The following is a 9,092-nucleotide window of genomic DNA, read 5'->3' as shown; positions in this document are numbered from 1 at the left end:
ATATACGACATTATACTATATAAATCCATTTTCATTTTTCGAGATCTAAATCCATGCTATGCAGAATACAAAGTAACCTACACTCGTTTGCTCGTTCTGTTTTTACTTCGCATATGGTAGAAAAGGGCCCTGACCGCTTCTATGTATAGCCAGATGCTCTCTCCCACCTGAAAAAAGGGGTTTTATGTCGTTTTTTTAATTGATGTATATATAGTTACGATTTACCTAGTTTTAATTGCTTGTCTTTTACACCGAAAGAATATTTCAGCATTGGTGGTGTAATCATTGTTGTTAAAATAACGACAATAACAATTGCTGTAAAGTAGTCTTTTGCTAGTAGACCAGAAGCAAGTCCCTGTCCTGCAATGATAAGAGCAACTTCACCACGGGAAATCATGCCAGATCCGATAATTGTAGAAGACTGTAAATCAAAGCCTGTGATTCGTGCCCCAAATCCGCAACCAATTAGTTTTGTTAAGACAGCGATGATAGTTAATGCTAAGATAAACCATACTTTATCTCCAATACCTGCAAACGTAATGTTCATACCAATGCTGACAAAGAAGATTGGAACGAACATTGCATAAGCAATTGGTTCTACTTTCTTTTCAACTTCATGTTTGTAATCTGTCTGAGAAATGGCAATACCTGCTGCAAATGCACCGATAATTCCAGCGATTCCTAATAGTTCACCAAAATATGCGAAAGCAAAACAAATGATAAGAGCTGCACTAATAATAGATTCTGATACACGCAGTGGTGATAACCAGCGCATAATCATTGGAACACCTTTCCAGCCAATTAAGATAATAGCTGCGAAGAAGACAACTTTTTTCAAGATAATCACTGTTAAATTCACATCACCTGTGCCTAGGAAACTCATCGCAAAGGCTAGTAAAATAACTACAAGAATATCATCAAATACAGCTGCACCTAACATAGTTGTACTTTCTTTTGTTTTCATTTTACCTAAGTCGCGAAGTGTTTGTACGGAGATACTAACACTTGTTGCACATAGAAGTAATCCTAAAAAGACTGCATTAGCTTGTTCCATGCCAATTACAAGTCCTGCAACATAACCACCCACAAATGGCAGAACGATGCCCCCAACTGCAACCGCTAAAGAGGAATTACGGTTTTCATTTAGTTCTTTTAAGTCTGTTTCAAGTCCAGCCATAAACATAAGGAGAATAACCCCTACCTCACTTAACTGTGTGAGCAAATCTGAATTGTTAACCCACCCCAATACAGCAGGCCCAATAATAATACCGACGATCAATTTTCCAAGTACAGACGGTTGACCAAGCCTAACACTAATGTCACCAGCAATTTTTGTACTTAATAAAATTAACGCAATTTGAAAGAAAAATTCCATCTCATCTCTCCTTTTCATTTTTTGTTTTTATCATACGATTTCTCGGAGTGTGCTTAATGTAAAACAATATGTAACAAACATTAAACAAGAGGTCTTTATACAGGTTCTTTTGAACTTGTAATTTGAACTTGTAATAAATATATAATAAGTTTCAGAAAAAATCAATGTTAAATTGGCAGTTTTTTTGTTAGATGATTCATTTTGAATAAGGAATATATGCCTATATAATGAAGGGTAAGAAGAAAGAAGCTAGATTTTTTAGGAATAAATCTATTTGAAAGAAACGGAGCAGGAAACATGTTATTCAATCAACGTTTTACAATTGGAGAAATGGCAAAAATGCATAATATTCCAGAATCAACATTACGTTATTACGATGAAAAAGGTATTTTTCATCCATCCATTGTCGATCCGCAAACAAATTATCGGTATTACACCATTGATCAGTTTTCACTTTTAGATACAATCAAATTTTTACGTCAGTTAAATATTTCTTTAAAAGAAATAAAGAAGTATATTGATGAAAGAAATCCAACTTATGCTTTAAATCTACTTGAAAAACAGCAAGAGATGATGTTAAAGAAACAAAGGGAAATCGAATATGCATTGGCGAAAATGAAGCGTAAAATTGAGATGATGAAAGAAGCTACAGGGTCAAAAGCAAATCATGTCATATTTAAAAAATTGCCAAAGAGAAAAATTACGGCGCTAGCTATTGCACCGAATATAACAGATGATATGTTTGAGTATTATATACATTCACTTCAAAAAAATATGAAGCAAATAGATGATAGTGTATTTTCAGGAGATCTTGGGGTGACAGTATCAAAAGAAGCATTGTTTCAAAATGAATTCCAATCATATAATCGTGTTTTTATTTTGCTTGATTATATGCCGTTTCAAGTGACGACTTCAGATGCTATTAAAGAGGGGATGTATGCTTGCTCTTATCATCATGGGCCGTATGAAAAAACGGATGAAACTTACAAGGAGTTATTAAGAGGCATTGAAAAGGAAGGATATGAAGTATCCGGAGATGCAATTGAACTTGCTTTAATTGATTGGTCTGTGACAGAAAATCCAGAAGATCAAGTAACGGAAATACAAATTCCTGTCGTAAAAAAGAAATAGAATGCAGTAGCTAAGAAAAATTGCATTTTTTACTTCTCTCTTGACCTTCAAGTTACTTTAAGGTTTAAAATGTGAGCAGAGAGTCGTAAAGGAGCAATTTAAAATGGAAACAACAGAGAGATTAAGAGAAGAACCAATAAAACGTTTGTTTATTTCGTATTTAATACCAGCTGTTCTTGGAATGGTATTAATGTCAGTTAATATTATGATTGATGCAGTGATGATTAGTAGGGGAGTAGGAGCGAATGGCTTGGCCGGAGTAAACGTTGCCGTTCCAGCCTTTTCAATCTTTTTTTCTATCTCATTATGGATTGGTATGGGCGGGGCAACACTGTATTCCATTGCATTAGGTGAAAATAAAATAGAGCGAGCGAGATCTATTTTTACACAATCCATGACAGTAGCAGTTATAATTGTAGGTATTTTAATGGCTATTTGTTTATGGAAAATAGAAGATTTAGCTTATTTATTTGGAGCAAATGATGTAATCTTGCCGTATGCTTTAGATTATTTACAAGTATTGTTAACATTTGGGATGATATATGTTTTAGAAAATGTTTTGAGTACGTTTATCCGTAACGATGGGAATCCAAATTTAGCAATGGCTGGTCTTGTTATAACAGCTTTATTAAATATCGTATTTGATTATGTCTTTATCTTTATATTTGGCTGGGGTGTAACAGGAGCAGCGGCAGCGACTATCCTCTCAGCAGCAATTGGTTTTCTTGTTTTATTAAGTCATTTCTTTAGAAAAAGTAGTATTTTAAAATGGACGAAATTTCATTTTGAATGGGAGACAGTCAAACAAATTATGGTGATTGGTTTTCCAAGTTTTACAACTGAAATAACAGTAGCGATTGTAACAATTGGTTTCAATATAGCCTTTATTCAATATGCAGGAGAATTAGGAGTTGCCTCCTATGCGATGGTAAATAGCATTCATTCCATGACATTGTTATTGTTCTTTGGTGTTGGAGCAGCATTACAACCAATTGCAAGTTTTCATTATGGTGCAAATTTATCTGAAAGATTAAGGGAAGGATTAAGCCTTGCCGTAAAAATAGCAGTTGCACTTGGGTGTGCAGCAATTGTGATTGGTTTATTCTTTGGGAAATATCTGATTGGTTTATTTGATGTTCAATCAACAGAATTATTTCAATTAACGATAACGGGAATTAGCCTTTTCTTTATTCAATATGTATTTTTAGGTTATAACATCGTGTATGGAGAGTATTTTCAGTCGGTAAGACAAACGAAGAAATCAGTCTTTATTATTTTGAGTCGTGGTTTATTGTTCATTATTCCGCTACTATGGATGATGCCAAAGTTGTTCGGAGTAAATGGAATTTGGCTTGTCATGCCAGTTGCAGAGCTATTAACAGCGATTATTGTATTTGGGATGAACCGTATGAAGCATCCTGTACCATTACGAATCATGGAGGAAAAACAAGCATCATAATGAAGAAATCCCCTTAACCGTTTAAGGGGATTTCTCATTTTTCAGCGTAATCGTAAAGGAGCCATCTGTTTCTTGAACGGAAGCAAAAGCGATATTTTGTATATCTTTCACGCCTTTATCGAGTAACTCTTTATGGAGCCATTTTTCATTTTTGTGGATTAGTTTTAAATTATCGTGTTGGATCTGTGCATCAACGATAAGGGCAATTGGTAACCCAGCATATTTGACATCAATATGCATATCTTTTGGAGTAAGAGGAACAAGCTCTCTTTTAGGTAAAATACTAATGGCACCATTTGCTTCTAAAATAGCATATTCAATTTCATGCACGCTAGGATATCCTGCTACGCGAAGATTAGAAAGTAATTCGGCGATTGGATATCTGCTTTTCTTTAAATTTTCAAAAATAATATCTCCATGTTTAATTAAAATAATGGGATGCCCCAGGATGAAACGATTGAGTTTATTGAGTAGACTTAGCTTTGTGATCAAAAGATGGAGGCATGTAATGACACTCATACCGACAATAGCTTGCAAAGCACCATCAACCGGCATTGCTTGAAAAGCAAAATAGGATAAAAAGATAATGGCTCCAAAATCATGTGGTGTAAGCTGTGCGAGTGCGGATTTTCCTAGCAATTTAAGTGATATGAGAAATAATAAAAAGAAGAATGTTACATTACATAAAAAAACAAACAATGTTTACACCCCTTCATATAAAGCTCCCATTACAAAATATACTTTATTCACTATGCCCTTATTTATTATAAATATTACTTTTTAAGGTTGAATTATATATACATCAATTAAAAAAAAGATATAAACCCCCTCTTTTAGGTGGGAGAGAGCATCTATTCATGCGTAGAAGCGGTTAGGGCCTTTTTCTGCCATATGCGAAGTAAAAACAGAACGAGCAAACGAGTATAGGGTACTTTGTATTCTGCCTAGCAGGGAGTTAGATGTCAGAAAATTAAAATAATTTGTATAGATTGAATTGGAAATCGAATCTATACAAATAACTAGAGGAATATTATGATGAGAAAATAGAAAAAAATAGGAGTATACGTAAATGTTAAAGAAGAAAAAAATGATTAAGTATAGCTTAATTGTAATGATGATTATAGTAGGTTATATGGGGTTCTTACAATATAACATTTATAAGCATGGTCATATGAAGGCACCAGATGATGCAGATTATATGATTCTGTTAGGTGCAAAGGTGAAAGGAACAGAGCCTTCTTATTCTTTACAATATCGCATTGATCAAGCGGCGGAGTATTTAAAAACACATGAGCAAACAATTGTAATTGTGTCCGGTGGTAAAGGAAAAGGCGAAGATATTTCAGAAGCATTAGCTATGAAAAAAGGGTTAATAAAACAAAGCATAGCGGAAGACAGAATTATAATAGAAGATCGTTCGACAAATACAGATGAAAATATTAAATTCTCAAAGTCTCTTATTCCAGCAAATAAGAAAAAAGGAATGATTGTTACGAATGACTTTCATATGTTTCGTGCAAAAAAAATTGCTGAAAAACAAGGTTTAAAAGTAGAGGGACTTCCTGCAAAAACACCAAAACCAATTATCATTCAGTCGAATGTGCGAGAATACTTTGCGATTACACAATATTGGCTAACCAATCGAATATAGCGATAAAACTTTACAATTGTAGGGATTTATTATTTCGTTTTGAATATTGCTAAAGGCATTAAAGTTTTGAGTGCAGCTTAATATGATAGAGTTGAAAAAGGGCGATTCGGTAAGAATTTGCCCTTTTTGTTTAGGGGGGGAAGTTTGTTTTAACATAGGTGATATGGATGATTGGAATATAGAAGTGACAGATCGAAACAGTTTGCTGGGCATATAAGTTGTGAATATTGAAACAGATGTGTTAATTTTTCAGTATGAAGAAGAAAAGGGAGTGATTTTGATGAATGAGATAATACATAAGATGGAACAACACGTTTCAGTCCGTAAATATAAAAATGAACCGATTCCAAGAAATATAGCTGAAAGAATGGTACAAGTAGCTCAACATGCCGCATCATCACATTTTGTTCAAGCGTATTCGGTTGTTTATGTAACAGATGAATCATTAAAGGCACAATTAGCAGAGCTATCTGGAAATCGTCATGTGAAAGATTGTGCGGCTTTCTTTGTTTGCTGCGCAGATTTAAAGCGTTTAGAAATAGCTTGTGAGAAACACGGGACAGAGATTAAACATGATACTACAGAAAACTTTATTGTAGCTACAGTAGATGTATCATTGTTTGCGCAAAATTTAGCGCTCGCTGCAGAATCACTAGGGTATGGTATTTGTTATATTGGTGGAATTCGGAACAATCCAGAAGAAGTTAGTGATATACTTCATTTGCCAGATAAAGTATATCCGGTATTTGGGATGACAGTTGGAGTACCAGATGAAAGCCATGCAGTAAAGCCACGCTTGCCAGTTGAAGCAATTTTACATGAAAACGCATATGACGAAAATAAATATGATGAATTACTAGCAGAATATGACCAAACAACGAATGAATACTATAAGGGAAGATCTACCAATCAAAAGGATGTAACATGGACAGGATCAATGAGTGCTTTCATGTCAAAAGAGAAGCGATTACACATGAAGGAATTTTTGAGTAAAAAAGGGTTTAATAAAAAATAAAGTTTGAAAAGCAGATCTGCCTTCGATTGCTGTCACAGAGAGTGTAGGATTTGTAAATCTTTTTGATTATGTTGTATATGAATATCGGTTTTGATTCATGAAGAAAAGCGGCTTATTTAGAGCCGCTTTTCTTTATGAATGTATTGTATGTAGCAGAGATTTTTCTAAATTGACATGTTCAGCACGAATAGAACACTCGAGCCATGCAGAAGCAATATTTTCAAATATATGAGGTTCGCCTGTTGTGAAAAAGCGATGTTGTAAAAAGCATGCTTATACACATGCTATCGAATAGAGGAAGAATTGTCGTATAGCTTTCCGCTATAAAATAGAAACAGCCATATAAAACTAACAAAAATACAACATACAGCTAGAACACTACCGATTACTTGAGGAGAAATTCTTTCTAGAAGTAATCCCGTAATAAACATAGAGAGCTGTATAAGTGAGCCGTAAATTGAGTAATGAAATGCAAATACTTTGCCGACCATCTCTTCTTTCGTATAGGTTTGTAATAATGTTGTATCGAGTGGAACTATTATTCCTCCAGCAATTCTCATACCTAGTAGTGTAAAGATGCCAATAATAAGTTGATCGGAAAGAACGAAACCGAGAAAGAAAATTCCTTGCCACAAATAAGCCCAGCCAAATGCTTTTTTCATTACTTTCTCATTTGAGCCAATATAAAGATTGACAAGTAAACTTCCAACCATAAGTCCAGCACCCTGGACAGTATATAAAACGCCAATTCCAGTATTCCCTGCATGAAAGATACTTTCGGCGTAGATTGTTAAAAGCAGCTGATAGGCGCCGCCAATAATGCCCCATGAAATCCCAACGAGAATTAAAGCCATGATAACCTTTTGCCGTAATATGTATGTATAGCCTTCTTTTATATCTGTAAAAAATGGTGCCTTCGTTTTAGATGTTTCAGTAAAAGGAATGGTTGTCTTAAAAATAAAAAAGGCAGAAAGTAAGAAAGAAATACTATTGATAAAAAAAGCAGCTTCTACACTTAGGATCTGAGCGGTAATTCCGCCCAGTGAAGCACCAATGATAGCCATAAAACCATTCATTGTACTAGAAAGAGAGTTTGCGGTTACTAAATGGTTTTGCTTTACAACTCTTTTCATAGAAGATTGTTTGGCTGGTTCGAATAAGCAGGAAAGCACTGCCAATATGATATTAGCAATAAAAATGATTTCAATTCGGTAGATTGCTAACAAATAAGTAAGGACAATCACTCCGCGTAAAATATCGGTTACGATCATGATTTTCTTTTTTGAAAAACGATCTACAATTACACCGATGAAAGGGCTGAGGAGCAGCTGTGGCAAACTTTTGCTCATAAAGGTTAACGCAAGCATGAAAGAAGATTGCGTTACACTATACACGAGTGTTAATAATGCAATGGTGTGAAACCAATCTCCAAGTACACTTAATGTTTGCCCATAAAAGAGTTTTGTAAAATCACTATTTTGTTTTAGGAGATTACGATATGTGATAGTTTGCGATGACATAGGGATCAGCTCTCTTTTCCTAACAATGGTTGTACTTGTCTTTTCCATTCACTTAAATATATCTTATTCATATTTGCTAATTCAAAAGGCAGGCTTGCCGAGGAGGCTCGCTCTCGCCCGCGGAAAGCGTCCACTCGGAGTGGAGTGTACATCTATCTATATGTCACCCCCGTCTTTTGGTAATGAACCATTAAATTACATCTTTTGTTTTTAATGTTAAACGATATATTGCCAATTTAAATCATGAAAAAGAATGGGATTGTCTCATACAAAAGTATGAAAAAATAGTGTATTTCAATAACAGTAAATTACAATTTATGAATTTTTTAAGAAATATTCATTTTTCTATTTTTTTATATGTAAAGATGAATTATACTTTAAAAAGTAATAATATGGGAAAAGGGAGTTTTTGTATAGAGATGGAGATGAGACAATTACAAGATAAAATAGAAGATCAAAAACAAGAGTTAAGTGTACTTGTTGCTAAATATGGATTAGCTCATGATAAAGTTGTATTATTTAGTCGAGATTTAGATATACTAATTAATAGGTTTATGAATGAACAGAAAAATGATGTGACATTGTGTGGGCAGTTAACGAGATAAATAGGGATCAATTCAACTGTTTGGTAGTTACAAACAATTAACATCTCTATTAATGTATATTCTGATTAATAGTTTATTGGGTAGGAAAACATGGTGAGGAATTTTCTGAAGGCGTATCGTATAAAAAAAATTGTGAAATATATAGATCCATTTTAATTTTTCGGCATCTACATCCTTGCTATGCAAAATAAAAAGTAACCTACACTCGTTTGCTCATTCTGTTTTTACTTCGCATGTGGCAGAAAAAGGCCCTAACCGCTTCTATGCATGGCCAGATGCTCTCTCCCACCTAAAAAGAGGGGTTTTAATGTCATTTTTTTAATTGGTATATATAAA

General features: G+C 34.2%; 8 protein-coding genes. 5 read left to right on the top strand and 3 right to left on the bottom strand.

The window, feature by feature from the left end:
- Window positions 1-214 precede the first annotated feature (214 nt).
- Window positions 215-1,375 carry a cation:proton antiporter gene (locus tag COO03_RS21105; RefSeq protein ID WP_097899024.1) on the bottom strand — a complete coding sequence of 387 codons (1,161 nt, stop codon included), beginning with the start codon at window positions 1,373-1,375 and terminating at the stop codon, window positions 215-217.
- Window positions 1,376-1,672: 297 nt separating this feature from the next.
- On the opposite strand from COO03_RS21105, the gene COO03_RS21100 reads away from it, so the two are divergent.
- Together COO03_RS21100 and COO03_RS21095 are read left to right on the top strand one after the other, a co-directional pair.
- Complete coding sequence (locus COO03_RS21100) at window positions 1,673-2,506, top strand: MerR family transcriptional regulator (RefSeq protein ID WP_097899023.1); 834 nt, start codon at window positions 1,673-1,675, stop codon at window positions 2,504-2,506.
- A gap of 103 nt (window positions 2,507-2,609) precedes the next feature.
- Entirely contained in the window at window positions 2,610-3,965 is a 1,356-nt protein-coding gene (locus tag COO03_RS21095) for an MATE family efflux transporter (protein ID WP_097899022.1), read from the top strand.
- 21 nt (window positions 3,966-3,986) lie between these two features.
- On the opposite strand, the gene COO03_RS21090 is transcribed toward COO03_RS21095, so the two are convergent.
- On the bottom strand, window positions 3,987-4,664 hold the full coding sequence (locus tag COO03_RS21090) for a DUF421 domain-containing protein (protein WP_097899021.1): 678 nt from the start codon (window positions 4,662-4,664) through the stop codon (window positions 3,987-3,989).
- A 370-nt stretch (window positions 4,665-5,034) separates the two neighbouring features.
- Between COO03_RS21090 and COO03_RS21085 the strand changes: the two genes are divergently transcribed.
- Complete coding sequence (locus COO03_RS21085; RefSeq protein WP_097899020.1) at window positions 5,035-5,616, top strand: YdcF family protein; 582 nt, start codon at window positions 5,035-5,037, stop codon at window positions 5,614-5,616.
- Between the two features lie 280 nt (window positions 5,617-5,896).
- On the top strand, window positions 5,897-6,631 hold the full coding sequence (gene nfsA, locus COO03_RS21080) for an oxygen-insensitive NADPH nitroreductase (RefSeq protein ID WP_141523254.1): 735 nt from the start codon (window positions 5,897-5,899) through the stop codon (window positions 6,629-6,631).
- 284 nt (window positions 6,632-6,915) lie between these two features.
- Here the strand turns inward: nfsA and COO03_RS21075 are convergent, their stop codons facing one another.
- Window positions 6,916-8,151, bottom strand: coding sequence for an MFS transporter (locus COO03_RS21075; protein WP_097899018.1), 1,236 nt, complete (start codon window positions 8,149-8,151; stop codon window positions 6,916-6,918).
- A gap of 365 nt (window positions 8,152-8,516) precedes the next feature.
- On the opposite strand from COO03_RS21075, the gene COO03_RS21070 reads away from it, so the two are divergent.
- On the top strand, window positions 8,517-8,756 hold the full coding sequence (locus tag COO03_RS21070) for an aspartyl-phosphate phosphatase Spo0E family protein (RefSeq protein ID WP_097899025.1): 240 nt from the start codon (window positions 8,517-8,519) through the stop codon (window positions 8,754-8,756).
- The last annotated feature ends 336 nt before the right edge of the window (window positions 8,757-9,092 follow it).

Source organism: Bacillus sp. AFS098217 (genome assembly GCF_002551815.1).
In the GTDB taxonomy this organism is placed as follows: Bacteria; Bacillota; Bacilli; order Bacillales; family Bacillaceae_G; genus Bacillus_A.
Note: the sequence above shows the minus strand (reverse complement) of the source record. Positions and strands in the feature narration are given on the sequence as shown.

Bases quoted from the DNA above. Each gene is read 5' to 3' on its own strand.
- COO03_RS21105 (WP_097899024.1), bottom strand. From the start codon at position 1,375: ATGGAATTTTTCTTTCAAATTGCGTTAATTTTATTAAGTACAAAAATT.
- COO03_RS21100 (WP_097899023.1), top strand. From the start codon at position 1,673: ATGTTATTCAATCAACGTTTTACAATTGGAGAAATGGCAAAAATGCAT.
- COO03_RS21095 (WP_097899022.1), top strand. From the start codon at position 2,610: ATGGAAACAACAGAGAGATTAAGAGAAGAACCAATAAAACGTTTGTTT.
- COO03_RS21085 (WP_097899020.1), top strand. From the start codon at position 5,035: ATGTTAAAGAAGAAAAAAATGATTAAGTATAGCTTAATTGTAATGATG.
- nfsA (WP_141523254.1), top strand. From the start codon at position 5,897: ATGAATGAGATAATACATAAGATGGAACAACACGTTTCAGTCCGTAAA.
- COO03_RS21075 (WP_097899018.1), bottom strand. From the start codon at position 8,151: ATGTCATCGCAAACTATCACATATCGTAATCTCCTAAAACAAAATAGT.
- COO03_RS21070 (WP_097899025.1), top strand. From the start codon at position 8,517: ATGAATTATACTTTAAAAAGTAATAATATGGGAAAAGGGAGTTTTTGT.